This window comes from Martinezella lusitana (assembly GCF_014207095.1).
GTDB lineage: Bacteria > Pseudomonadota > Alphaproteobacteria > Rhizobiales > Rhizobiaceae > Rhizobium > Rhizobium lusitanum_B.
Genome location: NZ_JACHBG010000001.1, coordinates 637,290 through 663,468 on the forward strand (window position 1 = coordinate 637,290; position 26,179 = coordinate 663,468).

The window sequence follows — 26,179 nt, forward strand, 5'->3', positions numbered from 1 at the left end:
AACAGCCGGACTCAGCGTCCGGCCGCACGCCTTTCGGCATGCAGACCGAGCATATACATCGCCACCGTTGCCCCCGCAATGGCGGTGATATCGGCGTGGTCATAGGCCGGGGAGACTTCGACGACATCGGCGCCGCGGATGTCGAGCTGATGCAGCCGCTGCAGCGCCGAGAGGATCTTCGCGCTGGAAGGTCCGCCGGCAACCGGGGTTCCGGTGCCTGGCGCATAGGCAGGATCCAGGCAGTCGATGTCGAAGGTGAGATAGGCGGGCGCACCCTTGGTATGCGAGATGATCGTCGAGGCGATGTCGGCGGCGCTCATATCCCCAACCTGATGGCCGTAGAGAATATGGATGCCGAAATCGTCTGGCGCATGCGTGCGGATGCCGATCTGGATGGAGCGATCCGGGTCGATCAGGCCTTCGCGGACGGCGCGGGCGACGAAGGAGCCGTGGTCGATGCGCTTGCCGTCGTCGAACCACGTGTCCTGATGGGCGTCGAACTGCACGAGCGCCAGCGGGCCATGCTTGGCGGCATGTGCTTTCAGCAGGGGCCAGGTGATGAAATGATCGCCGCCGAGCGTCAGCATGAATGCGCCGCTGTCGAGGATCGTCGTTGCCTGCCGCTCGATCGCAGCGGGTGTATCCTGATGGTTTCCGTAGTCCAGCAGGCAATCGCCATAGTCGATGACGGCCATCTCGGCGAACAGGTCGCGATTGAAGGGATATTGCGGATCGTTGTCGAAGATAGCCGAGGCACGGCGGATCGCCTGCGGCCCGAAGCGCGTTCCCGGCCGGTTGGATGTGGCGGCATCGAAGGGGATGCCCCAGACGACGGCATCGACGCCATCAAGCGACTTGGTGAAGCGACGGCGCATGAAGGAGAGTGCGCCGGCAAAGGTCGGATCGCTGGCGGACGAAGTCAGTCCGGGGGCGGTAAACGCGTGATCAATCGACGTGCTCGGCAAGGGTATCTCCTTTGCTTAGCTGAAAATCATAGGCCCGTTCTACCCGACCTATGCGAACCTTATATTGCTCGTACCAGCGCTCGCGGCCGAGCCTCTGCGCCGCCAGATGCGAGACGACGTTCTTCCAGGCAAGAATGCTCTGCTCATCTCGCCAAAAGGAGTTGGTGATACCGAAACCATCCGGACCCCTTACGCTTTCCATGCCAAGAAAGCCGTCCTGCGCCCTTGCCAGTTCTTCCATGCGGTCGCCCATGGAACCATAGCCGTTGTCGCCTTCGGTGCGGCTCGACGCGAATGTGACTATATAATAGGGCGGCTCGGGAGTGGCCGCGAAACGCGATGAAGTACTTTTGCCCATGGTGTTTCTCCGGAGGCCATCAAATTTCGGGAGCAGGTGGGGAATCGCAAACCAACCAATCCGGCACCTATTTGCCCGATCGGGCGGTGCATTGATACGGCTTTTTCACACAGGCGATCTGCGGTGTCGAACACACGGCCTGACCGTCCTTCATACGACAGACGGAGCAGTTATCGGTGAATTCGCGGCAATCGGGGTTCGCCTGGAGAAAGTCCTTCATGCTCTGCATATCCGCCGCCTTGTCCGCAGGTGGCGGTTGTGTTGCATCGTTGCAAAAAGCAGGCGAGACGCTGGCAAGCGTCAGTAATAATGTCAGCACCAGTTTGGTCATTGCAATCCCCGATGTGCGCAACACCAGTCTGCCACAAAATGGTGTGGCTTGTCCGGCAGATCGACATCTTATCGTAATAGCCAAAAGAAAAAGGCCGGGGAAACCCCGGCCTTTCCAAAATCCCATTTCGGGCAAGCGATTAACGCTTGGAGAACTGGAACGAACGACGTGCCTTTGCACGGCCGTACTTCTTGCGTTCGACGACGCGGCTGTCGCGGGTCAGGAAGCCACCCTTCTTCAGGACCGAGCGCAGGCCCGGTTCGAAGTAGGTGAGGGCCTTGGACAGACCGTGGCGAACAGCACCGGCCTGGCCGGAGAGACCGCCGCCGGCAACAGTTGCAACAATGTCGAACTGGCCGTCACGGGCAGCAGCGACGATCGGCTGACGCAGGATCATCTGCAGAACCGGACGGGCGAAATAAGCCGTGTAGTCCTTGCCGTTGACGATGATCTTGCCGGAGCCGGCCTTGACCCATACGCGGGCGACAGCGTCCTTGCGCTTGCCGGTCGCGTAGGAGCGGCCGAGCGAATCGACCTTGCGGACGTGAACCGGAGCAGCAGCTGCTTCCGATACCGTGCCGAGATCCTTCAGGGAAGAGAGATCAGCCATTATCAGGCGCTCCTTACGTTCTTCTTGTTCAGCTTGGCGACGTCGAGGACGACGGGCTGCTGGGCTTCATGGGGATGGTTGGAGCCGGCGTAGACGCGCAGGTTCTTCATCTGGCGACGGCCGAGCGGGCCGCGCGGAACCATGCGTTCGACAGCCTTCTCAACGACTCGCTCCGGGAAGCGGCCCTCGATGATCTGACGAGCGGTACGCTCCTTGATGCCGCCGGCATAACCGGTGTGCCAGTAGTAAACCTTGTCTTCGTACTTCTTGCCGGTGAAGACGACCTTGTCGGCATTGATGACGATGACGTTGTCGCCGTCGTCGACGTGCGGCGTGAAGGTAGCCTTATGCTTGCCACGCAGACGCATTGCGATGATAGAAGCGAGACGGCCAACGACAAGCCCTTCGGCGTCGATGAGAACCCACTTCTTCTCCACCTCTGCAGGCTTCTGGGAGAAGGTTGCCATGTTGCATACTCTCTTTTTAGACCCTTGGCCCGAAGGCTTCAGGGCGTTTCTTGTTGCTTGGTTTGGTCCGCTCGAGGCGAGCCAAAAAGAAAGCAGCCCGGAAAGGCTGCGATCTGCGGCGGCTTATAGAGGGAATATGACGCAGGGTCAATATAGTCGATCCGAGAGGTCGTAAAAATTATCTATATAAAACAATGGCTTATATATGTGGTATTTTGAAACCACACATTTTGAGTGTCAGCCCAGCCTTAAAACGAGAACCCCTGCGGCAATAATGGCGCCGGCAATGTAGCGCCAGATGCTGGAGCGCTCCTTCAGAACGACGACGGAAATGACCAGCGCGAAGAGGATTGATGTTTCCCGCAAAGCCGCGACCATGGCGACTGGTGCCTTGGTCATCGCCCACAAGGCAACACCGTAGGAGGCGATCGAGCCGCCGCCGCCGATCAGTCCGCGCCACCAGTTGTAGCGGACATGGGCAGCGACCGCACTGGCGCCGCGCTGCGAGACAGCCCATACGAACAGAAGGACGGGCGGCAGCAGCGACATCCATAGCGTATAGGATATGGAATTGCCTGAAATCCGGGCGCCGATGCCGTCGACATAGGTGTAGGTTGCGATGACGACGGCGTTGGAAAGAGCGAGCAGGATCGCGCGCCGGCCGCCTTTCCGTGCCTCGAAGGCCAGCGTCAATATGCCGGCACAGATCGTCATGGTGCCGATCAGGGCGGCTCCCGAAAGCGATTCCTTGAGGATGAAGCTGCTCGTGGAGACGATGAGCAGGGGCGCCACGCCGCGCATCAGCGGATAGACCAAGCCGATGTCTCCGGCGCGGTAGGCGGCCGCAACAAGCTGGAAGTAGGCAAATTGAAGAATTGCCGAAGCGCCGATGAATGGCCAGGCTGCTGAGGCAGGTAGCGGGAGGAACGATAATAGAGGCAAGGCGGCGACAGCGCCTCCCGCAGAGACCAATGCTGCGTCCAGAGACTTGTCGGTCCCGGCCTTGATGATCGCATTCCATGTCGCGTGCAACAGCGCGCCAAAGAGGACAAGGGCGATAACGTCGAGAGACACGAAAACCTCGAAAATCAGGAGAAGAGACGCAGAATCCTGGTATTTTGTGGGAGTGAGGCTCACATATGACCCTCAATACATCAAAAAGCAACGGGATTGGCGGTTTATGCCCCGGTACCTGCGCCTATGCCCTTGCTACGGACCGGCGATGAGGGTGTTCTTCTTATGTTCTTGATTTTGGTTGCATATATTATAAGTGACTAAATTATTGCGGTATGAATCGCGAACAAACATCGCATGCCGTGTGAACGCCTGGGTAGAATTAGCACTATTTAACGCAAGGTTATTTGCGCTCTGCGCTGTTGCAACGTTGTCATCCGATCATGTAGAATTTTCTGGTTGATCCCGCTGCATTTTCTTCCCGCTGAAATTGAGCGGCGCCTGAGTATAGTGGAAAAAATTTCAAATACTGTAAACTATTACAAGCCGCCTCTTTGGTCGAATTCATGGCTGCCCAACAAATGGGCAATCCGATCGCAAGTACAAAGCGGAATTTCGAGGTGATTCGCTGAGTGCAAAATTGCGAGATGACCAAAAATAATCGATCGGAAAAATCGTGTTGCCGCGTGTCTTCTTAGCCTACGGCTGTTCTCTTTGTGCATAATCTTTGAATTAGATTCCTCTAAATTTGAGTGAATGAATGGAGAACAAAGATCGTATTTCAGAAGAACATGTCTGGTATCACCTGCAAAAGCGGTGAAAGCCGTTTGAAAAACATGTCTGAGCGACGTGTATGACAATGCTTGCATGGTCGCTCGGATGGCCACGCTCCTTGCCGGGAACAATCACCAGTCGTAGTCGACCGGGTGCCTGTTCATGAGCGCAGATCCTACGCGTCGCGATCACCGCCGGAAGATCAGGGTATCGTCATCGAAATCGGTTGCCGGCCGGCATATGTAGACGGGGCAGGAGGCGCGGTCCTTCGTCGGCAGATAGTCCTGATCGGCGTAGAAGCCAACGTCGCATGAGCGGCTGTCGGCAACATAGCGGTCGTAGAGCGTCATCTTGGGAGTCCGTTTGGCCGGATACCGCATGATAACGGCCCGCTCGCGATTGATGGTCGCCCTGGCTTCGGCGCAGGTCATCGACATGGAATTGTAGCGTGAAATCGCCAAGGCAGGGGTGGAGGCCGAGATGATTGCCAGGCTCAGCAGAACGATCTTTTTCATTGGGTTAGTCCTCCCTGAAATTGTTATAATGTAATATATACGCTGAGGCCGCGCTTGCGGTTTCGGTATTTGCGGTAAAAACGCAAGTTTGATCGCTTTGGGAGGCTTCGTGATGAACCACGATAGTTATGACGATTCCTATATCGCCGACATCCTTTTATCTGTCAGAACCATTGCGCTCCTTGGCGCATCGCCAAACCCCGCACGGCCGAGCAATGGCGTGATGGCCTACCTGCTGAATAAGGGCTATCGTGTCATCCCCGTCAACCCGGGGCAGGCCGGCAAGGAAATTCTCGGACAATGGGTCTATGCCCACCTGGCAGACATTCCCGAGCCGGTCGATATGGTCGACGTCTTCCGGGCGCCTGAATATCTGAGATCGGTGGTCGAAGAGACCATCATGATCGATCCTCGGCCGCCGGTGATCTGGGGACAGCTCGGCGTGCGGGACGATGCCGCCGCGGCCAGAGCCGAAGCCGCAGGCGTCAGGGTCGTGATGGACCGCTGCCCGGCCATCGAATATCCGCGACTTGTCGCCTGATCCAAAACGGCAGTTTATCGCGCGATCTTGCTGAAAGATGGCAAGTTTTTTCCGCGAGTTGAAGCCCGCGGCAAAGTTCGCGGTTAACTTTCGTGTCGCACCCGTTATGATCTTTCCATCGCAAAGAGAATCTGGCGGGAGGAATTATCATGCCAACAAACAATCCTGGTTTCGACACGCTCGCAATTCACGCGGGCGCGCAGCCCGACCCCACGACAGGCGCACGGGCGACGCCGATCTACCAGACGACGTCTTTCGTCTTCCAGGATGCGGATCACGCCGCAGCGCTGTTCGGCTTGCAGCAGTTTGGCAATATATATACGCGCATCATGAACCCGACACAGGCCGTGCTCGAGGAGCGCGTGGCCGCCCTTGAAGGCGGCACGGCGGCGCTTGCCGTCGCTTCGGGTCATGCCGCCCAGCTGCTCGTCTTCCACACCATCATGCGCCCGGGCGACAATTTCATTGCTGCCAGACGGCTCTATGGCGGCACTGTCAATCAGTTCGGCCAGTCCTTCAAGAATTTCGACTGGCGCGTGCGCTGGGCCGATCCGGCGGATCCGGCCAGCTTTGAAGCGCAGATCGATGAGCGTACGCGTGGCATATTCATCGAGAGCCTGGCCAATCCGGGCGGCACCTTCGTCGACATCGCGGCGATCGCGGCCGTTGCCCACAAGCATGGCCTGCCGCTGATCGTCGACAACACGATGGCGAGCCCTTATCTCATTCGGCCTCTGGAGCACGGCGCCGATATCGTCGTCCATTCGCTGACGAAATTCCTCGGCGGTCACGGCAATTCCATGGGCGGCATCATCGTCGACGGCGGCACCTTCGATTGGTCCGCATCCGGTAATTATCCGATGCTGTCGGCACCGCGGCCGGAATATAACGGCGTCGTTCTGCATTCTACCTTCGGCAATTTTGCCTTTGCGATCGCCTGCCGCGTTCTCGGCCTGCGCGATCTCGGTCCGGCGATCTCGCCGTTCAACGCTTTCATGATCCTGACTGGCATCGAGACGCTGCCGCTGCGCATGCAGCGCCATTCTGACAATGCGATTGCCGTCGCGCGCTGGCTGAAGTCGCAGGACAAGGTGGCTTGGGTCAATTATGCCGGGCTTGAGGACGACCCGAACCACGCATTGCAGCAGCGCTATTCGCCGAAGGGCGCCGGCTCCGTCTTCACCTTCGGGCTGAAGGGCGGCTATGAGGCCGGCAAGGGGCTGGTCGAAGGGCTTGAGCTCTTTTCGCATCTGGCAAATATCGGCGACACCCGCTCGCTCGTCATCCATCCCGCATCGACCACGCACAAGCAGCTGACCGACGAGCAGAAGGTCGCGGCCGGTGCCGGTCCCGATGTCGTGCGCCTGTCGATCGGTATTGAAGATGTGAAGGACATCATCGCTGATCTCCAACAGTCCCTGGCAAAAGTCTGAGGACTGCGGCGGCGCGAGGTCGAAAACGCCAGGCGACCTCTTTGACTGCAGCGCATTTCATGCTTGTCTTGATCCGCGATCGCCACACGGCGATCGCGGACTTTTTTTGGCCTTGGCCAAGCGTGATCGGCGGGAGACTAAAGTGGCAAGCTACGTGCAGCTGAATGTCGATGGCGTTGAGCCCGAGGAGGGCGCGCCCGCAGCGGATCGTCTCATTTCGGGAGCGCCGGTCTTCCGAACATGGAACCTCGACGAGGCCGATGGTGGCCTCTATGCCGGTATCTGGGAAGCAACTCCAGGCAAATGGCGGATCGTTTATGACGAATGGGAGTACTTCCACATCCTCTCCGGCTATTCAATTGTGACAGCCGACGACGGTGAGGTGTTTCACCTGCGGGCGAGCGATCGTCTGATCCTGAAGCCGGGCTTCAAGGGAACCTGGGAAGTCATTGAAACGACTCGCAAGGACTATGTGATCCGTCTGTGACGAGATCGTTGAATCAAAACATGAAGTTCGGATCCGTGCGCTGATTGACGCAGCCCATTTCACGCGGTTTCGCGCTGGTCGTGATGATTGCCGTAGGTTGTGTCACCGCGGCTTCATTAAATTGTCATCAAACTGAAACAATGCGTCTTTAGAGCCATCTCTGTCGCCAGGAGATTTCAGGTGAGGAGGCTCGTCTACTATGTGTGCCTCGCGCCGATCTTCTGCTCGCCATCCTTTCATTCACTTGAGGAAGTGAGTCTACTATGCTTAACCTGAAACTCCGTTCGCTTTGCCTGACTGCAGGCCTCATTGCGGCTATGTCCGCTTCGGCCTCGGCTGCCGACATCACGGGCGCCGGCTCCAGCTTCATCGCACCGGTTCTGTCCAAGTGGGCCGAAGGCTACAAGGCTGCGACGAACAATGTCGTCAACTACCAGTCGGTCGGCTCGGGCGCCGGCATCAAGCAGCTCCTCGACAAGACCATCGTATTCGGCGCTTCGGACAAGCCGATGAGCGACGCTGACCTCGAAAAGAACGGCATTGCCCAGTTCCCGATGATCTCCGGCGGCATCGTTGTTTCCTACAACATCGAAGGCGTAAAGCCAGGCCAGCTCGTTCTCGACGGCAAGACGCTGTCCGACATCTTTCTCGGCAAGATCACCAAGTGGGACGATGCTGCCATCAAGGCTCTCAACGCCGATGTGAAGCTGCCTTCCACGGCGATCTCCGTCGTTTATCGCGCTGACAGCTCGGGCACGACCTTCAACTTCACCGACTACCTGGCGAAGGTTTCGCCGGAGTGGAAGGAAAAGGTTGGTTCGAACACGGCAGTTGAATGGCCGGTCGGCTTCGGCGCCAAGGGTTCGGAAGGCGTTTCCACCACCGTCAACCAGACGGCTGGTTCGATCTCCTACGTTGAGTATTCCTACGTCGTCGCCAACCACATCGGTTTCGCGAAGATGAAGAACGCTGCCGGCAAGGTTATCGAGCCGAGCCTCGACACCTTCAAGGCTGCTGCCTCGAACGCCGATTGGGCCAAGGCCAAGAACTTCAACCTGATCATCACCAATCAGCCGGGCGAAAAGAGCTGGCCGATTGCTGCTTCGACCTGGGTTCTGCTCTACAAGAAGCCGGCCGATGCTGCTAAGAACGAAGAAGCTCTGAAGTTCTTCAAGTGGTCCTATGAGCATGGCCAGAAGGACGCGACTGCGCTGTCTTACCTCGCTATCCCGGAGAATGTTGCCGAGATCGTCGAGAAGTCGTGGAAGACGGACTTCGGCACGAAATAATTTGTGCGGAATGAAAAAGTTGCGGCGGACAGGGTATAGCCCTGTCCGCCTTTCATGACGGGACAAGGGGAAATCGATGGCTGATGCGACTCAGACGGCTGGCTTCCAGGCACTGGATACCACCGCCGCTACCAGAAAATTCCGGATGCAAGATCGGATTTTCTACTTCATGACGCTCGGCTCGGCCGCCCTTGTCGTGCTTCTGCTGCTGGCAATCCTTGTGGTTCTCATCATCGATGCCGTGCCGACATTCCAGGCTTTCGGCTTTTCGTTCCTCTGGGGGACGAAGTGGAGTGCTCCCGCCGAAATCTATGGCGCCGTGCCGGCCGTGGTCGGTACCCTGGTAAGTGCACTCATCGCCATGTTGATCGCCGTTCCTCTGGGTATCGGCATCGCCATATTCCTGACTGAGCTTTGCCCTGGCAGCCTGCGCCGCCCGATCAGCACGGCCATTGAACTTCTGGCCGGTGTTCCCTCGATCATTTACGGCATCGTCGGTCTGTTCATTCTCGTGCCGCTGATGCAGAACTATATTCTGCCCTTCCTTATCATGACGATCGGCCAAGTGCCGGTGATCGGCCTGCTCTTCCAGCCGCCGGCGCCAGGTGTCGGCCTGTTGACGGCAAGTCTCGTGCTGGCCGTGATGATCCTGCCGTTCATCACCGCGATTTCCCGCGACGTGTTCAGCACCGTGCCGCCGATGCTGCGTGAATCCGCCTACGGCATGGGCATGACCACGTGGGAAGTGGCTCGCCATATCCTGATCCCCTATACACGTCGCGGTCTCGTCGGCGGCATCATGCTCGGCCTCGGCCGCGCGCTTGGCGAAACCATGGCCGTCACCTTCGTTGTCGGCTCGGTGAGCCGCCTGCAATCGTCGATCATCTCGCCGTCCACCACTATTTCCGCCCAGATCGCGAACAATTTCGGCGATGCTGATGGTCTGCAATTGTCGAGCCTGATCGCGCTCGGCCTGCTCCTGTTCGTCCTTTCCTTCTGCGTGCTTGCGCTGGCAAGGTGGATGATCGGCCGCGGCGACTCGCACTGAGGAAAAACCCATGGAAAATGCAATTCGTCAGAACCTGGTGTCGAGGCGCTATGGGAAGAACCGGGTGATGATGGCCCTATGCTTCCTCGCAGCCATCCTTGGTATATTCTTTCTCAGCGTCATCCTCGTAACCCTGGTTTTCCGCGGTGTATCGGCGCTCAACTTCGACGTCTTCACCATGTCGATCCCGGCTCAGGGCTCGCGCGGTGGCTTGATCAACGCAATCTACGGCACCGTGCTGGTCACGGGCTGCGCCATCCTGATCGCCGCGCCGATCGGCATTCTCGCAGGAACCTATCTGGTGGAATATGCCAACGGCTCCAAGATTGCCGAGGCAGCCAAGTTCCTCAACGACATCTTGCTGTCTGCACCCTCGATCATCGTCGGCGTGTTCGTCTACGGCGCCGTCGTCGTGCCCATGCATGGCAACTCCGCCATTGCCGGCATCCTGGCACTGGCGCTGATCGCTCTTCCGGTTGTCAACCGCACGACGCAGGACATGCTGTTGCTCGTGCCAAATGCGCTTCGTGAGGCGACTGCCGCGCTTGGCGCGCCGCGCTGGAAGTCCATGATGATGGTGATCTACCGTTCTGCCTGGACGGGTATCCTCACCGGCATTCTGCTGGCTGTCGCCCGTATCAGCGGCGAAACCGCGCCGCTTCTCTTCACCGCCGGCTACAGCAAATTCATGAATGCGGGCCTGACCGGTCCAATCGCCACGCTGCCGGTTGCCATCAACACGCTTGCAGCCGATCCTGGCGAGGATCTGAAGCAACTGGCTTGGGCCGGCGCGCTGATCATCACCGTTGCCATTCTTGCCCTCAATGTCCTTGCCCGTGTCCTGAGTGGGCGCCGTCAGTGACGCAGCCGTCGAACGATAGGAATGAGACCATGAACATGAGCGACAGCAATTTCCAGAGCGTCAACGCACAGACGGGGAAGGACGCCGCTTCCCAGTCGGATCTCGGCCTTGCGAAACTTGAGGTGAAGAACCTCGACTTCACCTATCAGAACGGTCATCGCGTTCTGAAGAGCGTGAATATGAACATCCGCAAGAATGCGGTCACCGCCTTCATCGGCCCTTCGGGTTGCGGTAAGTCGACGCTGCTGCGCACCTTCAACCGCATGTACGATCTTTATCCGGGCCAGACGGTTTCGGGCGAGATCCTGCTGGATGGCCGCAACATTCTCACCAAGGACGTCGATCTCAACGATCTTCGCGCCAAGGTCGGCATGGTGTTCCAGAAGCCGACGCCGTTCCCGATGTCGATCTATGAGAACGTCGCTTTCGGCATCCGTCTCTATGAGAAGATCTCGAAGGCGGAAATGGATGTTCGCGTCGAAGCGGCGCTGACGGAAACTGCGCTGTGGAGCGAAGTGAAGGAAAAGCTGCACCAGAGCGGTCTCGGCCTTTCCGGTGGTCAGCAACAGCGTCTCTGCATCGCCCGCGCCATCGCGGTCAAGCCATCCGTGCTGCTGCTCGACGAGCCGACGTCGGCCCTCGATCCGATCTCGACCGCCAAGGTCGAGGAACTGGTGTCGCAGCTGAAGGGCGAATTCACGATCGTCATCGTGACGCACAACATGCAGCAGGCCAGCCGTATCTCCGACAGCACCGCCTTTATGTATCTCGGCGAGTTGATCGAGTATGGTGCGACCGAACAGATCTTCCAGGCGCCGAAGGTGAAGCGCACGGAAGATTACATCACCGGTCGTTACGGCTGATACGGTTCGGGTATTCCCAAAATCGACCATTTGCGATGGCGCGCTGATCAGGCGCGCCATTTTGCGTTCGGAAGCAACCATGGCAGATCTTGCCAATCGCCGCCACATTGCCCCGCAGCCAGCGAAAGGGGGCTTCGCAAGGCGATAGGCTCGACAAGGGGCGTTTGATCAGGCCGCGGCATAAGAGGGCCGGGGCCTTTGCTCCGACCACTCGCAAGGGGTGAGCCGGCCAAGTGCCTAAGAACGTCCGGTCACATTCTCGCGAGCGTGCCCATACGTCGCAGAGCGTGGATCTGGTCTTCCAGCGTCGGCACCAACTCGCCGATATCCGTCTTCGGCGGCGCATCCTCAGCCTTGGCGGTCTCCGTCTCACCGAAGACGATGGTGCAATTGCGCCCCGCATGTTTTGCGGCGTAAAGGGCACGGTCGGCCGAAGACACCAGCCGGTCCCAGCTGACCTTGTCGCGCGGCATGATCGCCACGCCGATGCTGACGGTTGCTGCCACCAAGGAGCGACCGACGAGTAGTGGAGCGCGACAGAAATCAGCACGGATGGTTTCGGCCAGCGCCTCGGCCTCCGCCTGATCGCCCACCGGCACGAAAGCGACGAACTCTTCGCCACCCATGCGGCCGAACGCGCCGTTGCGCGGCACGAATAGACGAGCGATACGGGCGAATTCGATGAGGACGGCGTCGCCGGTCTGGTGCCCGTAGCGGTCATTGATCGATTTGAAATGGTCGAGATCGAACAATAGGGCGGCAAGTTTCTGCGGCGGCTTTTGTTCGTCTCCGGCCAGGATTTCGTAGCTGTCCTGGAGGCCGCGGCGGTTGAGAACGCCTGTCAACGCGTCCGTGACGGAGATCGCCCGCCAGCGCCGCTCGGAGCGTTCCATTAACAGCTTTCCGTTCAGAACGATGGCGGCGATGACGAGCAGCCCGTAGCCGAGTGCCGCGTAGCCGCGATAGATTTGCGCCTCTTCCAGCGCAGGCGCCCGCAACGACATCCAAAGCGCCGAAATGAAGCAGAAGGAAGCCAGCGTCATGAAGATAACGCCAAGCTGGCCACGCGCAGGCTCGTGCCCTCCGTCGCGTGGACGCACGGCAAAGGCAAGCAGGCTGGCGCCGACGGCGCCCGCAAGATCGTAGAGGATGACGCGATTGACGAAGTTTTCGGTGACCCAGGGCAGGTTCACGCCAACCAGCCAAATCGCCGGCGGCAGCAGCGCCGAGCATTGGAGTTTGCGCTTATCCATCCACCGGAACCCGGCGATCCAGGCGCTTTCACCCATCAGGGCGATCGCATTGCCGATCTTGATGGACAATATATCCGGAACAAAGCCGCGAGCCGCCACCATCGCAAACCCGATGGCACTGACGGCAAAGCCCATCGCCCACATCAGATAGGCGGGCGACTGGCGATCGTGACGCCAGGCAAGGAGGAGTACGGTTGCCAGGGTGATGGCCTCCGAGCACCAGATGCTTAGCCCTGTAGTCATGTTCAGCACGATCTGTGTTCTCTCCCTTTCCCCCAAGGCAGCAGCGGCGGCGCCGGAGGCGCTATTTTCCCGCCGGGGCCCATCCTTGCTGAATAAGGTGGCAAGTTCCTTAAATGACTTGGTAAATTTTACCTGCGTCTCACGTTGGCATCGTATCGCAGCGGACCTTTATGTTTCCTTCACTCTACGGCCGGGAAAACCGGTGGGTTGTGCAAGACGCCGCGCCTACACGATTGGCATTGCGAAAGTCGCGTTTAGAAATCCTTTGTCAACGCTTCTTGGGGCATTACTGCTTTTTGAGGTTATGCTTTCGTGCGTCTTGAAGTGCAGGGCAGGGACACTCTATGTAGGGGTAAAGGATTTTTACTCGATTCCCGGCGTTTTCGTCGCCGGGGCAAGCTTGGTAAAGGACGCACATGAGAAATCCAGTCGATACAGCTATGGCTCTGGTGCCGATGGTTGTTGAGCAGACCAACCGTGGGGAACGGTCCTACGACATCTATTCCCGCCTGCTGAAGGAACGCATCATTTTCCTCACGGGACCGGTTGAGGACCATATGGCGACGTTGGTGTGCGCCCAGCTTCTCTTCCTCGAGGCTGAAAACCCGAAAAAGGAAATCGCGCTCTATATCAATTCGCCGGGCGGCGTCGTTACCGCCGGCATGGCGATCTATGATACGATGCAGTTCATCAAGCCGGCCGTTTCGACGCTGTGCATCGGCCAGGCCGCATCGATGGGCTCGCTGCTGCTCGCCGCCGGCGACAAGGACATGCGTTTCGCTACGCCGAACTCGCGTATCATGGTTCACCAGCCTTCGGGCGGTTTCCAGGGCCAGGCTTCGGATATCGAACGTCATGCGCGCGATATCATCAAGATGAAGCGCCGCCTGAACGAAGTTTACGTCAAGCATTGCGGTCGCACCTATGAAGAGGTCGAGCAGACGCTCGATCGTGACCATTTCATGTCCTCGGACGAGGCCAAAGAATGGGGTCTGATCGACAAGGTGCTGACCTCGCGTACCGAAATAGAAGGTGAAAGCGCCTCGTAACTTATCCACGGGGCGGTGACTTCTACGCCACAGTTCTATCCCATTTGTGATCGAATAGGGGTTTAATGTGGAACGGAACGCGGTAATAGTAAGCATTAATGCCATGTAGCGTTTTTGTGACATGGCATTCGGCATTCGAAGGGGAATCGTTGCCACGCAATTCCGGTTTCCGGAATTGCGTTCAGTACCCCGAAGGGCGCCGCGATCTGCCAGTAAACGAGGGGCAGGTCCGGCGGGCGCATTGAGTGGACCGCGATTCCAATTTTGGAATTGGCGGCGTGCTGGAAGGAAAGTGATATGAGCAAAGTCAGCGGCAGCAACGGCGGCGACTCGAAGAACACGCTTTATTGTTCGTTCTGCGGTAAGAGCCAGCATGAAGTCCGCAAATTGATTGCCGGGCCGACCGTCTTCATCTGCGATGAGTGCGTTGAGCTATGCATGGACATCATCCGCGAGGAAAACAAATCCTCGATGGTGAAGTCGCGTGACGGAGTTCCGACACCGCAGGATATCATCAAGGTTCTTGACGAATATGTCATCGGCCAGCGTCAGGCGAAGAAGATCCTGTCCGTTGCCGTTCATAACCATTACAAGCGCCTCGCTCACGCGTCGAAGAACGGCGATGTCGAGTTGGCGAAGTCGAACATCATGCTCGTCGGCCCGACCGGCTGCGGCAAGACCTATCTCGCGCAGACGCTCGCCCGCATCATCGACGTGCCCTTCACGATGGCCGATGCCACGACGCTGACCGAAGCCGGTTACGTCGGTGAAGACGTCGAAAACATCATTCTGAAGCTGCTCCAGGCTGCTGACTACAATGTCGAGCGTGCGCAGCGCGGCATCGTCTACATCGACGAAGTCGACAAGATTTCGCGCAAGTCGGACAATCCGTCGATCACGCGCGACGTCTCGGGCGAGGGCGTGCAGCAGGCGCTTCTGAAGATCATGGAAGGCACGGTGGCTTCGGTTCCCCCGCAGGGCGGCCGCAAGCATCCGCAGCAGGAATTCCTGCAGGTGGATACCACCAACATCCTCTTCATCTGCGGCGGCGCCTTCGCAGGCCTCGACAAGATCATCTCGGCTCGCGGCGAAAAGACCTCGATCGGCTTCGGCGCCACGGTCAAGGCACCGGACGACCGTCGTGTCGGCGAAGTGCTGCGCGAGCTGGAGCCGGAAGATCTGGTGAAGTTCGGCCTCATCCCGGAATTCATCGGCCGTCTGCCCGTTCTGGCAACGCTGGAAGACCTGGATGCGGATGCGCTGATCCAGATCCTGTCCGAGCCGAAGAACGCGCTCGTCAAGCAGTATCAGCGCCTGTTCGAGATGGAAGACGTCGAGCTGACCTTCCACGAGGACGCACTGCGCGAGATTGCCCGCCGTGCGATCGTCCGCAAGACGGGTGCCCGCGGTCTGCGCTCGATCATGGAAAAGATCCTTCTCGACACCATGTTCGAGCTGCCGGCGCTGGAAGGCGTACGCGAGGTCGTCATTTCCGAGGAAGTGGTTCGCGGCTCTGCCCGTCCGCTCTACATCTATGCCGACCGGCAGGAAGAAAAGGCCAACGCAACGGCCTGATGTCTGCATCAGCGATCACGAATCGAGGGGCTCGTCACTGACGGGCCCCTTTCCGTTTGAAAAGTCGCGCCGTTTGCTGATAAAGTCTTGGATAAGCTTATGGGAACGCAGTCGAAACCGGTTGTTAAGATCTCCCGCTGCGGCCATGATGGCATGATTCTGGAGTATCCGACGGATAGGGCTCAAGCCCGGCGTTTTATCTTCGGATTTAGCTCCGCCAGCCGTGTTCGAGTTGCTGGGCTTTGGTGTTCTTGTTGTTGCGTTCGTCCTCGTGAATCCGCGGTCCGCTGTCTAAAGACAGTGCGTCTTGCATGACTTGAAATAGGTAATGTGAAGCTCCACTTGTTTACCAAGTGAGAGAGCCGGCTAATCCTCCCCAGCCGGCAGAGAGCCCGGAAACGGGACGACGGAAAGGAAATACTATGACTAAGAAAACGTCTGCGGCACATGAGAGCATTGCCTATCCGGTATTGCCGTTGCGCGACATCGTGGTCTTCCCCCACATGATCGTGCCGCTGTTCGTCGGACGGGAGAAATCCATTCGTGCGCTGGAAGAGGTCATGGGTTCCGACAAGCAGATCATGCTCGTCACCCAGATCAATGCCAGCGATGACGATCCCGCGCCGGATGCAATCCACAAGGTTGGCACTGTTGCCAATGTCCTGCAGCTCCTGAAGCTGCCCGACGGCACCGTCAAAGTGCTGGTCGAAGGCCGTGCGCGCGCAGAGATCGACGAATATACCGCCCGCGAGGATTTCTACGAGGCCCTCGGTCATACCTTGAACGAGCCGGAAGAAGATCAGGTCGAGCTGGAGGCGTTGAGCCGCTCGGTCGTTTCCGAATTCGAGAGCTATGTGAAGCTCAACAAGAAGATCTCTCCGGAAGTGGTGGGTGCCGCCAGCCAGATCGACGATTACTCCAAGCTCGCCGACACGGTCGCTTCGCATCTGTCGATCAAGATCACCGAGAAGCAGGAAATGCTGGAAACCACCAGCGTCAAGGGCCGCCTCGAAAAGGCGCTCGGCTTCATGGAAGGCGAGATTTCGGTTTTGCAGGTCGAAAAGCGCATCCGCTCGCGCGTCAAGCGCCAGATGGAGAAGACCCAGCGCGAATACTACCTGAATGAGCAGATGAAGGCGATCCAGAAGGAACTCGGCGACGGCGACGAAGGCCGCGACGAAATGGCCGAACTGGAAGAGCGCATCTCCAAGACCAAGCTGTCGAAGGAAGCCAAGGAAAAGGCCGATGCCGAGCTGAAAAAGCTCCGTCAGATGAGCCCGATGTCGGCTGAAGCGACGGTCGTTCGCAACTATCTCGATTGGCTGCTGGGTATCCCGTGGCAGAAGAAGTCGAAGATCAAGACCGACCTGAACAATGCCGAGAAGATCCTTGAAGCCGATCATTTCGGTCTTGATAAGGTCAAGGAACGCATCGTCGAATATCTGGCCGTCCAGGCCCGTGCGACCAAGATCAAGGGTCCGATCCTGTGCCTCGTTGGCCCTCCGGGTGTCGGCAAGACCTCGCTCGCCCAGTCGATCGCCAAGGCGACCGGCCGTGAGTATGTCCGCATGGCGCTCGGCGGCGTTCGCGACGAAGCCGAAATCCGCGGTCACCGCCGCACCTATATCGGCTCGATGCCCGGCAAGGTCATCCAGTCGATGAAGAAGGCCAAGAAGTCCAACCCGCTGTTCCTGCTCGACGAAATCGACAAGCTCGGCATGGACTATCGCGGCGACCCGTCTTCGGCTCTGCTTGAGGTGCTGGATCCGGCCCAGAACTCGACCTTCATGGATCACTACCTGGAAGTCGAATACGACCTGTCGGACGTGATGTTCATCACGACGGCGAACACGCTGAATATCCCTGCGCCGCTGATGGACCGCATGGAGATCATCCGTATCGCCGGCTATACCGAAGACGAAAAGCGCGAAATCGCCAAGCGGCACCTGCTGCCGAAGGCCATCAAGGAGCATGCATTGCAGCCGAGCGAATTCTCGGTCAGCGACGAGGCTCTCATGGTCGTCATTGAGCAGTACACCCGCGAAGCCGGTGTCCGTAACTTCGAGCGCGAATTGATGAAGCTCGCACGCAAGGCGGTCACCGAGATCATCAAGGGCAAGACCAAGTCGGTCACCGTGACGGCCGAGAACGTTCCTGACTATCTCGGCGTGCCGCGCTACCGCCATGGCGAAGCCGAACGCGAAGATCAGGTCGGTGTTGTCACCGGTCTCGCCTGGACTGAAGTCGGCGGCGTGCTGCTGACGATCGAAGGCGTGATGATGCCGGGCAAGGGCCGCATGACGGTTACCGGCAACCTGAAGGAAGTCATGAAGGAATCGATCTCCGCAGCGGCTTCTTACGTCCGCTCGCGCGCCGTCGATTTCGGCATCGAGCCGCCGCGCTTCGACAAGAGCGACATCCACGTGCATCTGCCGGAAGGCGCAACGCCCAAGGATGGTCCGTCGGCCGGTGTCGCAATGGCAACCGCGATCGTTTCGATCATGACCGGCATCCCGGTTTCCAAGGATGTCGCCATGACGGGTGAAATCACGCTGCGCGGCCGCGTGCTGCCGATCGGCGGCCTGAAGGAAAAGCTGCTCGCAGCAATGCGCGGCGGCATCAAGAAGGTGCTGATCCCGGAAGAAAACGCCAAGGATCTGGCGGAGATTCCGGACAACGTGAAGAACAGCATGGAGATCATTCCGGTCTCGCGCATGGGCGAGGTGATCAAGCACGCGCTCGTCCGTCGGCCGGAGCCGATCGAATGGGATGGCACCGTCGAAACGCCCGTGATCGCAACGGTCGAAGGTGTCGACGACCTAGGTGCGTCGATCGCACATTGAGGCTCTTCGCCTCAATTCTGTCGAATTGCCAGAAATGGCGAAAAGACCGGCATTTTTGCCGGTCTTTTTTTGTGAAAAGCGTCCGGAAACGCTTGCTTTTCCTTGGTTCGCAGGGTTTTTGGGGTTGCGGCGGGTAAGAGCATTCCTATTTGCACCCCGCTTACTGATAAGTCGTTTCATACCAGAGAAAGGGGTGGAAACATGAACAAGAATGAGCTCGTGTCCGCAGTGGCCGAGAAGGCCGGTATCACGAAGGCTGACGCTGCTTCCGCTGTTGACGCTGTTTTCGAGACCGTCCAGGCTGAACTGAAGAAGGGCGGCGACATTCGCCTCGCTGGTTTCGGCAGCTTCACTGTTTCTCACCGCGCAGCCACGAAGGGCCGCAACCCGTCCACGGGTGCTGAGGTCGACATCGCTGCTCGCAATGTACCGAAGTTCACGCCCGGCAAGGGCCTGAAGGACGCGGTCAACAGCTGATTTCGTTTTCACCCGCCGCGAGGTGTTAGCCATGCGGTTGGAGAACATTGAGGGCCCGCTTTGCGGGCCCTTTTTTTCGTTCCGGGACAACAGGCCTGCTTGTTCATGGATCTTAACCGGCAAGGTGGCTTGCATATGTGAGGTTGCATCGCGCGCCTTCCCTTGCGGAGACTGCTTCCTTGGCTATGTTCGGATCGAGGCTGAAGTCGTTTCAGCCAGATGATTATCAGGACCAGCAAGACATGACCGCATCGCCTTCCTTTCTCGGCTTTCCCGATCGCCTCGTAGATGGCAGCACGCCCCGTGCAGTCCTCTACGGAGCCGGCCACGGCAGCACCTATCCGAACAAGGATAGCAGTGGCTATGCCCTAGCGACCGGCGCCATACGCGCGGCAAGCCAAAGTGAAGCATCATTGGTCGAACACTGGGATTTCGATCTTGGCGGACCGCTGTTTGATGGAAAGCCCATCTCCTGTGTCGATGCCGGTGATGTCTCCACCATGATGCGCGACAATGCCGGCAATCGGGAGCGGATCGAGGCCAAGACGCGTGACGTCCTTGCGCTGCAGGCCGTGCCGATCCTGTTCGGGGGCGATTGCTCCGTAACCATTCCCTTCCTGACCGGCTTTGCCGATCACGGACCGATCTGGGTCATGCAGATCGATGCGCATATCGATTGGCGCGACGAGGTGCAGGGCGAGCGCTACGGCTATTCGAGCCCGATGCGCCGCGCGAGCGAGATGCCGCATGTCGCCGGCATGGTCCAGGTCGGCCTTCGCAGCGTCGGCAGCGCCCGTGTGACCGAAATCGAAGACGCGCGGCGCTATGGCAGCCGCTTCGTGACGGCGCGAGAAATACATGCTCAGGGTGTTGGAGCGGCTCTGCAACATATTCCTGAGGGCGCGCAGGTCGTCGTTACTCTTGATTGCGACAGCATCGATCCATCGATCATGCCGGGGGTCGCGGCGCGCACGCCAGGCGGCCTGACCTATACCGAGATCATCGACTTGATTGCAGGCCTCGGCAGGCGGGCGAAGATCGCGGGCTTCGATCTGGTCGAATTCTATCCGCCGACCGACATTGACGGGTTGTCGGCCAATACTGCGGCGCGCATTCTTACCAACGTGATCGGAACTATCGTCCGGCAGGTTTGACCGGAAATTCTCTTCTGGAGAGAGTAGGGACCGGGCTTGCCCTCGGCCTTTCTCGTTCGCCAAAGCGCGTCGCGATCTCTAAGATTTGCTTCACGCGCTTTGGCTCTTTGATTTTACGCATGTCGTAACCGCAAAACCGCTGCACACTTTGGCGCGACATGCTTTAGGCCGCCGCTTACCAGCGATGGTGAACATGCGGCGCGATCAGCCGCTCATAGATCTCGCGCGTTGCCGCCATGACGTCGGCGGAAAGCGGCGCAAGATCGGCTGCCGCCGCATTGGCCTTGGCCTGCTCGGCATTGCGGGCGCCGGGAATGACGACCGTGACGGCTTCGTTCATCAGGATCCAGCGCAGCGCAAAGGCTGCCATGCCGGCACCGGCCGGAACAAGCTTGCGCACTTCCTCGACCGCCTGCAGACCGACTTCGAACGGAACGCCGGCAAAGGTTTCGCCAACATCAAAGGCCTCGCCGTGGCGGTTGAAGTTGCGATGATCGTCGCTGGCAAATTGGGTGTCGCGGGTGATCTTGCCGGAGAGCAGGCCAGAGGCCAGCGGCACGCGGGCGATGACAGCCACGTTCTTGCGCTTGGCTTCCTTGAAGAAGAGATGATCGGGACGCTGGCGGAAGATGTTGTAGATGATCTGGATGCTGAGCACGCCCGGATATTCGATCGCCTTCAGCGCTTCCTCGACCTTCTCGACGCTGACGCCATATCCCTTGATCTTGCCGGCCTTCTGCAGCTCGTCGAGCCCGGCGAAGACGTCTGGTCGGTAGAGAACTTCGGTGGGCGGGCAGTGAAGCTGCACCAGGTCGAGGCTCTCGACGCCGAGGTTCTTCAGGCTGCGGTCGATGAAGCCTTCGAGATTGGCCTTGGTGTAGCCGTCCGCCACATGCGGGTTGAGCCGGCGACCGGCTTTGGTCGCCACCATCGGGCGCTCGCCGCCGCGCGCCTTCAGCACATCGGCGATGATCCTTTCAGAGCGGCCGTCGCCATAGACATCGGCGGTATCGATGAAGGTCATGCCGGCATCGAGGGCGGCGTTCAGCGCCGCGCGGCCATCGGCCTCGCTGACATCGCCCCATGCGCCGCCGATCTGCCAGGCGCCGAAGCCGACATCCGTCACGGTAAAGGGTGTCCGCCCGAAAGCATGATGTCTCATGAGAAATCTCCTCGTCATAGGTGATGAAATGCCAGCGCAGTACCAGCCCCCCGGATCGGCGACAAGCCGATGAAAGGCGATATCGCATCGCAATCGCGTGACTTTGGAATATGGCAGCTTCCTCCCGCTTACGAAACCGTTGGATGAAGCAAGTGGCGCAGTGTTCTTTGCGCCTCCGCTTCCTTAAAAGAGGAGATCGGATTTCTGACTGCTATCGGAGCCCATGTCCTCTTTCAGCTTCATCCATGCCGCCGATCTGCATCTTGGCAGTCCCTTTCAGGGGCTGGCGTTGAAGGACGCCGCCGTCGCTGCAGTCTTTGTCGAGGCCAGCCGCAAGGCATTCTCGACACTGGTGGGGCTGGCCATCGAAAAGCACGTCGATTTCTTCGTTATCGCCGGCGATGTCTATGACGGCGATTGGAAGGACAACAAGATCGGCCTGTTCTTCAATCGTGAAATGGCGCGGCTGGAGCGGGCCGGCATCCCGGTCTATCTGCTGCGCGGCAATCATGACGCGGCAAGCGTGATCACGAAGACGATCACCTTGCCGGCCAATGTGCACGAGTTTCCGACCGGCAAGCCCGGCAGCGTCAAGCTGGATGCGTTGCAGGTGGCGCTGCATGGCCAGGGCTTCGCAGAGCGCTCGGCCAATGACAATCTGGCGATCTCCTATCCGCCGCCTGTTGCGGGCTGGTTCAATATCGGCATTCTCCACACCTCGCTCACCGGCCGCGAGCCGCACGCGCCCTATGCCCCGTGCTCTATCGATGACCTGCGCTCGCGCGGCTACGACTATTGGGCGCTCGGCCATGTGCATGACTATGAAGTCGTGGCCAAAGATCCGCTGGTGGTCTTTCCCGGCAATCTGCAGGGCCGCAACATCCGCGAGCGAGGCGCCAAGGGCGCAGTGCTAGTGACGGTCGAAGACGGCAGCATCGAGCATGAGCGGCTGATCGTCGATGAGGCGCGCTTTGCGCAGGTCGATGTCGACGTTGGTCCCGACGACGATCAGGCGGCGATCCTGCGCCATGTCGAGCAGGCGGTGCAACTGATAGCCGATGACATGGAAGGACGCATGACGGCGCTACGCGTGCGGCTCTCCGGCATCACGCCGCTGCAAGGCGCCATAGCCGCCAACCGCCAGCAGTGGCGCGACGAGGTCGAAGCCGCATGTCATCGCGTGCACGAGGATATCTGGCTCGAAAAGCTGGAGCTGCGGCTGGAGCCGCCGCCGACCTCCCAAGTGGTGGCCGAGGGTGCGCTCGATCTCCAACAATTGCTGGCCGAGAATGCTGGAGATGCCGATATCGCGGCGGAGGCAAACCGTTTGGTCGACGAGATCGCGGTACGCCTTCCGGGCGGATTGGGTGCGACGGCGATGCCGCTGGATGACAGCGTGGAGGCCCTGATCGGGGAGGCGCGGCAGTTGCTGCTGTCGCGCGGGCAGGGGGCAGCCTGACATGCGTTTTAATCGTCTCGACATTCTTCGCTACGGTGCGCTGACCGACCGCGCGCTCGATTTTCGGGCCGGCGCTAAACTGCATGTCATCTTCGGCCCGAACGAGGCGGGCAAATCGTCTGCCCTCAGCGCCATTTCCGATCTGCTCTTCGGATTTCCGACGGCGGCCGAGCAAAGCTTTCTGCATGAACCGGGCGCCTTGCGCATCGGTGCGGATGTCAGGTCGCGTGACGGCAGCAAGCTGGCTTTTCGCCGCCGTCGCGGCCGCAAGAGCACGCTTCTTGCGCCTGACGATAAGGAGACGCCGCTTGCCGAGGATGCGCTTGCACCATTCATCGGCAATTTGAGCCGCGATGTCTTCGAGCGCGCCTTCGGCCTCGATTCACAGAGGCTTCGGCAAGGCGCAACGGCCATGCTGCGCAGCGGTGGCGAGATCGGCAGCCTGTTGTTTTCCGCAGCCTCCGGCCTGACCGGCCTTTCGCGGCTGCGTCAGTCGCTGGAAGCGGAGGCCGATGGCATCTACGCCGCCCGCCGCTCGAAGGATCGTGCTTTCTATCAGGCGCTGGATCGCTATGAAGACGCCCGCAAGGCCGAACGCGATCACGAGCTCAAATCGGGTGATTGGAAGAAGCTGCTGGCGGAAGCAGCCGAAATCGAGGCCGAGCTAACGGGATTGCAGGCGGAGCGTCACGAGACACGCCAGGCCCTCGACCAGCTCAACAAGCTGAAGACCTTGCAGCCCTTGCTTGCCGAAATTGATGCCGAGGGGATGGCGCTCGACCAACTGGCCGATCTTTCCACCATTCCTGAAAGTCTTGCCGACAGGCTCGAACAGAGGCTCCGTGACAAGCAGGTGGCCGAGGAAGACATGCGCCGTGCGCGCCAGACGGTCGCTCGCACCGAGGAGGACTTGACCCGCATCCAGGTCGATGATGCCTTGCTGCAGATATCGGGCGATATTACCCAGCTCTTTGCCGATACCGGCAATTATCGCAGCCAGCGCCGTGATCTGCCGCGTGTCGATCAGGAACTGGCGGGCTACGATGCTGCCCTTACGCAACTGGCCCGTCGGCTGGGTGTCTCCGATGTCGCAAAACTCGAAGCGTATCAGCCAAGCGATATCGATTTGGCCCGGCTGTCCGAGCTGGTGGAGCAGGGCAAGCAGCTTTCGCGCCAGCTGCAAGGGCTTGCCGAGCAGTCGGAGAACGAACGCTCCCAGCTGGCCAAATTGGAAAGAGACAGCTTTGCCGGACGTCCGTTCGATCCGAGGCCCTATAGCGATCAGCTGGATTCATTGGCTGCAGATCTTGCGAGCCTAGCCCGTCTCGACGCTCTGCAGACGCAGATACGCCGCGTCGAGTCAGACCTTGAGGAAGCGGCCTCGCGATTGCGGCCACCGGTCGGTGACATCTCTGCGCTCTTCACAGCACCCTTGCCGGAGCCATCGGAGATCGGCACCCACCGCGAGACGATCGATGCTGCTCGAACCAGGGTGCGCGAGACGGCTGAAAAGCTGCGCGCCTATGATGATCAGCTGACGGAGATCGGGCAGGCTTTGGCGGATGCGGAACGCACAGGCCCGGTCGTCACGCGCGAGCAAGTCGCGACAGCGCGTGAAGAGCGCGACAACAGGTGGTCATCTATCCAGGACATGCTGACGGATGGCCGGTCTCCCAACGCCAAGGTCATCGCCGCACTAACGGTTGACATCGGCGACGCGGATCGGCTGGCCGACACCGTTCTGAGCGATGCCGATCGCGTTGCCCGCCACGCAGACTATCGTCTGCGCGAAGCGCGACTGCGGCGGGAGCGTGAGGATCTATCCGGCCGACTGCAACAGCATGAGAGGCTCTTGGCGGAGGCCGAGGCATCTTTTGCGGCGCTGTTCGAGCCTTGCGGCGTTGCCGCGCTGGATCCATCGACCATGCTTGAATGGCGTCGCGGTGTCGAAGGACTGTTGCGCCAGCGCAAGGCTCTGCGTGATCTGCTGGACGAGCGCGACGAGAATGCTCTGGCGGAAGAGCGTGTATTGCCCGCCCTGCAGGATATCGTCGAAGCCACCGGCTACAGAAGCGGGCGTCTTCCACCCGTTGCGATGGCCGAGGGTTTGCGCAAGCATCTGCGTCTTGCTGCGGAGCGCTGGAGCGAAAGCCGGACGCGAGAAGGGGAAATCAGTTCGGCGCGCGACCGTTTGGCACGATTTGAAGAGCAGCATCAGATCCTGGAACGGCAGCACGCCGATTGGCGAGAGCTGTTTGGCAAGGCTCTGGTTCCTCTCGATCTGCATGGGGATGCGACGCTGGAAATGGCGGCCGTCGCCCTAAAGGCATGGGAAGAGCTGCCCGATGCTCTGGCGGAGCGTGACAACAGGTTGCGTCGCGTCAGCGGCATGCGACGTGATATGGCGGATTTCGAGCGGCGGCTCGCGACGCTTGTGGCCAGCTCCGGCTACGAACTGGAACACCTGCCGCCGGATGCCGCAGCCGAAGCGCTGCACAGCCGCGCCAATGCCATGCGCGGCGAGTTGAAGAAACGCGAGGGCCTTGAGGAGGATCGGCAGCGGGCAGAGGGGTTAGTCGCCCGCCATGAGGAGGCGCTTACAGCAATATCGAGCGACCTCGATGAGCTAACCGCCGGCTTGCCGGGCGCCACGGATCTATCGGCGCTGCTGTCACGTCTGCGGGAGCGTACCCGCCTGAACGCACGTCTGCTGGAAAGCCGCGACCGCTTTCGTCAGCAGGCCGAGGGGCGGGCGGAGGATGAGCTTCGGCGTCAGCTTCATGATTTCGAGCGCATTGCGGCCGATCTCGAAATCGAGCGATTGACCGAAGAAGATCAGCGGCAATTCACACGGCATGGCGAGCTTTCGGCTCGATTGGCGGAAAATCGGCGGCAGCAACAGGCGCTCGAAACCGGTGCCGGTGCTGAATATGCGGTTTTCGAAAAGCTCTCGGCTGAGCAGGAAGCCAAGGACCTCGCGCGGCAATGGGTGGTCCTGAAGCTTGCAGCGCGAATGCTGGCAGGCTCGATGGAGTTCTATCGGGAAAAGCAGGCAGACCCGGTCATCAAACGCGCTGGCGAATTGTTTTCGCAACTCACCGGAAACCGCTTCCTGCGTCTTGTTGAGGCGCATGACGAAAGCGACACGTTGCAGCTGCTGGCGGAGCGCGTGGGTGGAGAGCGCGTGCCGCTCCACGGCTTGAGCGAAGGCACAGGCGATCAGCTCTATCTGGCCCTGCGACTGGCTTTCCTGGAAGATTACTCCGCCCGCAACGAGCCGGCTCCGCTAATCGTCGACGATATCTTCCAGACATTTGACGACGAGCGGGCAAGCGCCGGCCTGAAGGTGCTGGCAACCACGGCCGAACGCTTCCAGACGATCCTTTTCACGCACGAGATGAGCGTCGTGGAGATCGCTCAGCGCGAAATCGGTGATGATCTGGACCTGATCAGACTGTGAACCGAGA

The 26,179-nt window shown here is 59.5% G+C and carries 23 protein-coding genes; 14 read left to right on the forward strand and 9 right to left on the reverse strand.

Features of this window, described 5'->3' with window-relative positions; all coding sequences use genetic code 11:
- Window positions 1-11: 11 nt before the first annotated feature.
- The 7 genes from speB to GGD46_RS03145 all read right to left on the reverse strand — a co-directional run bounded on the left by speB (window position 12) and on the right by GGD46_RS03145 (window position 4,974).
- The gene (speB, locus tag GGD46_RS03115) at window positions 12-965 is read right to left on the reverse strand and encodes an agmatinase (RefSeq protein WP_184701718.1); all 954 of its coding nucleotides are present in this window, start codon (window positions 963-965) and stop codon (window positions 12-14) included.
- The gene (locus GGD46_RS03120; protein WP_184701721.1) at window positions 946-1,323 is read right to left on the reverse strand and encodes an antibiotic biosynthesis monooxygenase family protein; all 378 of its coding nucleotides are present in this window, start codon (window positions 1,321-1,323) and stop codon (window positions 946-948) included. Before GGD46_RS03120 ends, speB begins: the two co-directional genes overlap by 20 nt.
- 67 nt (window positions 1,324-1,390) lie before the next feature.
- Entirely contained in the window at window positions 1,391-1,654 is a 264-nt protein-coding gene (locus GGD46_RS03125) for a hypothetical protein (protein WP_184701723.1), read from the reverse strand.
- A 139-nt stretch (window positions 1,655-1,793) separates the two neighbouring features.
- Window positions 1,794-2,264, reverse strand: coding sequence for a 30S ribosomal protein S9 (gene rpsI / locus GGD46_RS03130; RefSeq protein ID WP_184701725.1), 471 nt, complete (start codon window positions 2,262-2,264; stop codon window positions 1,794-1,796).
- Window positions 2,265-2,266: 2 nt separating this feature from the next.
- Window positions 2,267-2,731: a 50S ribosomal protein L13 gene (rplM, locus tag GGD46_RS03135; protein ID WP_004122374.1), complete on the reverse strand. Its 465-nt coding sequence runs from the start codon at window positions 2,729-2,731 to the stop codon at window positions 2,267-2,269.
- Between the two features lie 237 nt (window positions 2,732-2,968).
- On the reverse strand, window positions 2,969-3,805 hold the full coding sequence (locus GGD46_RS03140) for an EamA family transporter (protein WP_184701727.1): 837 nt from the start codon (window positions 3,803-3,805) through the stop codon (window positions 2,969-2,971).
- Between the two features lie 842 nt (window positions 3,806-4,647).
- Window positions 4,648-4,974, reverse strand: a complete 327-nt coding sequence (locus tag GGD46_RS03145; RefSeq protein ID WP_184701729.1) for a hypothetical protein — start codon at window positions 4,972-4,974, stop codon at window positions 4,648-4,650.
- Window positions 4,975-5,086: 112 nt separating this feature from the next.
- Between GGD46_RS03145 and GGD46_RS03150 the strand changes: the two genes are divergently transcribed.
- The 7 genes from GGD46_RS03150 to pstB all read left to right on the forward strand — a co-directional run bounded on the left by GGD46_RS03150 (window position 5,087) and on the right by pstB (window position 11,497).
- A complete protein-coding gene (locus GGD46_RS03150; protein ID WP_184701731.1) occupies window positions 5,087-5,515 on the forward strand; it encodes a CoA-binding protein in 429 nt (142 codons plus the stop codon).
- Between the two features lie 149 nt (window positions 5,516-5,664).
- Window positions 5,665-6,948: an O-acetylhomoserine aminocarboxypropyltransferase gene (locus GGD46_RS03155; protein ID WP_184701733.1), complete on the forward strand. Its 1,284-nt coding sequence runs from the start codon at window positions 5,665-5,667 to the stop codon at window positions 6,946-6,948.
- Between the two features lie 142 nt (window positions 6,949-7,090).
- On the forward strand, window positions 7,091-7,435 hold the full coding sequence (locus GGD46_RS03160; protein WP_184701735.1) for a cupin domain-containing protein: 345 nt from the start codon (window positions 7,091-7,093) through the stop codon (window positions 7,433-7,435).
- 263 nt (window positions 7,436-7,698) lie between these two features.
- Window positions 7,699-8,724 (forward strand): phosphate ABC transporter substrate-binding protein PstS, encoded by a 1,026-nt coding sequence (pstS, locus tag GGD46_RS03165; protein WP_184701737.1) that lies wholly within the window; start codon window positions 7,699-7,701, stop codon window positions 8,722-8,724.
- 76 nt (window positions 8,725-8,800) lie between these two features.
- The gene (pstC, locus tag GGD46_RS03170) at window positions 8,801-9,772 is read left to right on the forward strand and encodes a phosphate ABC transporter permease subunit PstC (RefSeq protein WP_184701740.1); all 972 of its coding nucleotides are present in this window, start codon (window positions 8,801-8,803) and stop codon (window positions 9,770-9,772) included.
- A gap of 10 nt (window positions 9,773-9,782) precedes the next feature.
- Entirely contained in the window at window positions 9,783-10,634 is an 852-nt protein-coding gene (pstA, locus tag GGD46_RS03175; protein WP_184701742.1) for a phosphate ABC transporter permease PstA, read from the forward strand.
- 29 nt (window positions 10,635-10,663) lie between these two features.
- Window positions 10,664-11,497, forward strand: coding sequence for a phosphate ABC transporter ATP-binding protein PstB (pstB, locus tag GGD46_RS03180; protein ID WP_184701744.1), 834 nt, complete (start codon window positions 10,664-10,666; stop codon window positions 11,495-11,497).
- Window positions 11,498-11,748: 251 nt separating this feature from the next.
- Here the strand turns inward: pstB and GGD46_RS03185 are convergent, their stop codons facing one another.
- Window positions 11,749-13,002: a GGDEF domain-containing protein gene (locus tag GGD46_RS03185; protein ID WP_184701746.1), complete on the reverse strand. Its 1,254-nt coding sequence runs from the start codon at window positions 13,000-13,002 to the stop codon at window positions 11,749-11,751.
- A gap of 407 nt (window positions 13,003-13,409) precedes the next feature.
- On the opposite strand from GGD46_RS03185, the gene clpP reads away from it, so the two are divergent.
- From clpP to GGD46_RS03210, 5 genes are all read left to right on the forward strand, one after another.
- Window positions 13,410-14,042 carry an ATP-dependent Clp endopeptidase proteolytic subunit ClpP gene (gene clpP, locus GGD46_RS03190; RefSeq protein WP_004122396.1) on the forward strand — a complete coding sequence of 211 codons (633 nt, stop codon included), beginning with the start codon at window positions 13,410-13,412 and terminating at the stop codon, window positions 14,040-14,042.
- Between the two features lie 297 nt (window positions 14,043-14,339).
- A complete protein-coding gene (gene clpX, locus GGD46_RS03195) occupies window positions 14,340-15,617 on the forward strand; it encodes an ATP-dependent Clp protease ATP-binding subunit ClpX (RefSeq protein ID WP_015339478.1) in 1,278 nt (425 codons plus the stop codon).
- 422 nt (window positions 15,618-16,039) lie between these two features.
- On the forward strand, window positions 16,040-18,460 hold the full coding sequence (gene lon, locus GGD46_RS03200; protein ID WP_184701748.1) for an endopeptidase La: 2,421 nt from the start codon (window positions 16,040-16,042) through the stop codon (window positions 18,458-18,460).
- 201 nt (window positions 18,461-18,661) lie between these two features.
- Complete coding sequence (gene hupB, locus GGD46_RS03205) at window positions 18,662-18,937, forward strand: DNA-binding protein HupB (RefSeq protein WP_037153530.1); 276 nt, start codon at window positions 18,662-18,664, stop codon at window positions 18,935-18,937.
- A 242-nt stretch (window positions 18,938-19,179) separates the two neighbouring features.
- The gene (locus GGD46_RS03210; RefSeq protein ID WP_184701750.1) at window positions 19,180-20,091 is read left to right on the forward strand and encodes an agmatinase; all 912 of its coding nucleotides are present in this window, start codon (window positions 19,180-19,182) and stop codon (window positions 20,089-20,091) included.
- Window positions 20,092-20,266: 175 nt separating this feature from the next.
- Here GGD46_RS03210 and GGD46_RS03215 read toward each other — a convergent pair whose 3' ends face one another.
- Window positions 20,267-21,253 carry an aldo/keto reductase gene (locus GGD46_RS03215; RefSeq protein WP_184701752.1) on the reverse strand — a complete coding sequence of 329 codons (987 nt, stop codon included), beginning with the start codon at window positions 21,251-21,253 and terminating at the stop codon, window positions 20,267-20,269.
- 223 nt (window positions 21,254-21,476) lie between these two features.
- On the opposite strand from GGD46_RS03215, the gene GGD46_RS03220 reads away from it, so the two are divergent.
- Both GGD46_RS03220 and GGD46_RS03225 read left to right on the forward strand, forming a co-directional pair.
- The gene (locus tag GGD46_RS03220) at window positions 21,477-22,712 is read left to right on the forward strand and encodes a DNA repair exonuclease (RefSeq protein WP_184701754.1); all 1,236 of its coding nucleotides are present in this window, start codon (window positions 21,477-21,479) and stop codon (window positions 22,710-22,712) included.
- A 1-nt stretch (window position 22,713) separates the two neighbouring features.
- On the forward strand, window positions 22,714-26,172 hold the full coding sequence (locus GGD46_RS03225) for a YhaN family protein (protein WP_184701756.1): 3,459 nt from the start codon (window positions 22,714-22,716) through the stop codon (window positions 26,170-26,172).
- The last annotated feature ends 7 nt before the right edge of the window (window positions 26,173-26,179 follow it).

Bases quoted from the DNA above. Each gene is read 5' to 3' on its own strand.
- GGD46_RS03220 (WP_184701754.1), top strand. From the start codon at position 21,477: ATGTCCTCTTTCAGCTTCATCCATGCCGCCGATCTGCATCTTGGCAGT.
- GGD46_RS03215 (WP_184701752.1), bottom strand. From the start codon at position 21,253: ATGAGACATCATGCTTTCGGGCGGACACCCTTTACCGTGACGGATGTC.
- clpX (WP_015339478.1), top strand. From the start codon at position 14,340: ATGAGCAAAGTCAGCGGCAGCAACGGCGGCGACTCGAAGAACACGCTT.
- GGD46_RS03155 (WP_184701733.1), top strand. From the start codon at position 5,665: ATGCCAACAAACAATCCTGGTTTCGACACGCTCGCAATTCACGCGGGC.
- pstS (WP_184701737.1), top strand. From the start codon at position 7,699: ATGCTTAACCTGAAACTCCGTTCGCTTTGCCTGACTGCAGGCCTCATT.
- hupB (WP_037153530.1), top strand. From the start codon at position 18,662: ATGAACAAGAATGAGCTCGTGTCCGCAGTGGCCGAGAAGGCCGGTATC.
- GGD46_RS03125 (WP_184701723.1), bottom strand. From the start codon at position 1,654: ATGACCAAACTGGTGCTGACATTATTACTGACGCTTGCCAGCGTCTCG.
- pstB (WP_184701744.1), top strand. From the start codon at position 10,664: ATGAACATGAGCGACAGCAATTTCCAGAGCGTCAACGCACAGACGGGG.
- GGD46_RS03150 (WP_184701731.1), top strand. From the start codon at position 5,087: ATGAACCACGATAGTTATGACGATTCCTATATCGCCGACATCCTTTTA.
- rplM (WP_004122374.1), bottom strand. From the start codon at position 2,731: ATGGCAACCTTCTCCCAGAAGCCTGCAGAGGTGGAGAAGAAGTGGGTT.
- GGD46_RS03225 (WP_184701756.1), top strand. From the start codon at position 22,714: ATGCGTTTTAATCGTCTCGACATTCTTCGCTACGGTGCGCTGACCGAC.
- pstA (WP_184701742.1), top strand. From the start codon at position 9,783: ATGGAAAATGCAATTCGTCAGAACCTGGTGTCGAGGCGCTATGGGAAG.
- GGD46_RS03120 (WP_184701721.1), bottom strand. From the start codon at position 1,323: ATGGGCAAAAGTACTTCATCGCGTTTCGCGGCCACTCCCGAGCCGCCC.
- pstC (WP_184701740.1), top strand. From the start codon at position 8,801: ATGGCTGATGCGACTCAGACGGCTGGCTTCCAGGCACTGGATACCACC.
- GGD46_RS03145 (WP_184701729.1), bottom strand. From the start codon at position 4,974: ATGAAAAAGATCGTTCTGCTGAGCCTGGCAATCATCTCGGCCTCCACC.
- lon (WP_184701748.1), top strand. From the start codon at position 16,040: ATGACTAAGAAAACGTCTGCGGCACATGAGAGCATTGCCTATCCGGTA.
- rpsI (WP_184701725.1), bottom strand. From the start codon at position 2,264: ATGGCTGATCTCTCTTCCCTGAAGGATCTCGGCACGGTATCGGAAGCA.
- clpP (WP_004122396.1), top strand. From the start codon at position 13,410: ATGAGAAATCCAGTCGATACAGCTATGGCTCTGGTGCCGATGGTTGTT.
- GGD46_RS03210 (WP_184701750.1), top strand. From the start codon at position 19,180: ATGACCGCATCGCCTTCCTTTCTCGGCTTTCCCGATCGCCTCGTAGAT.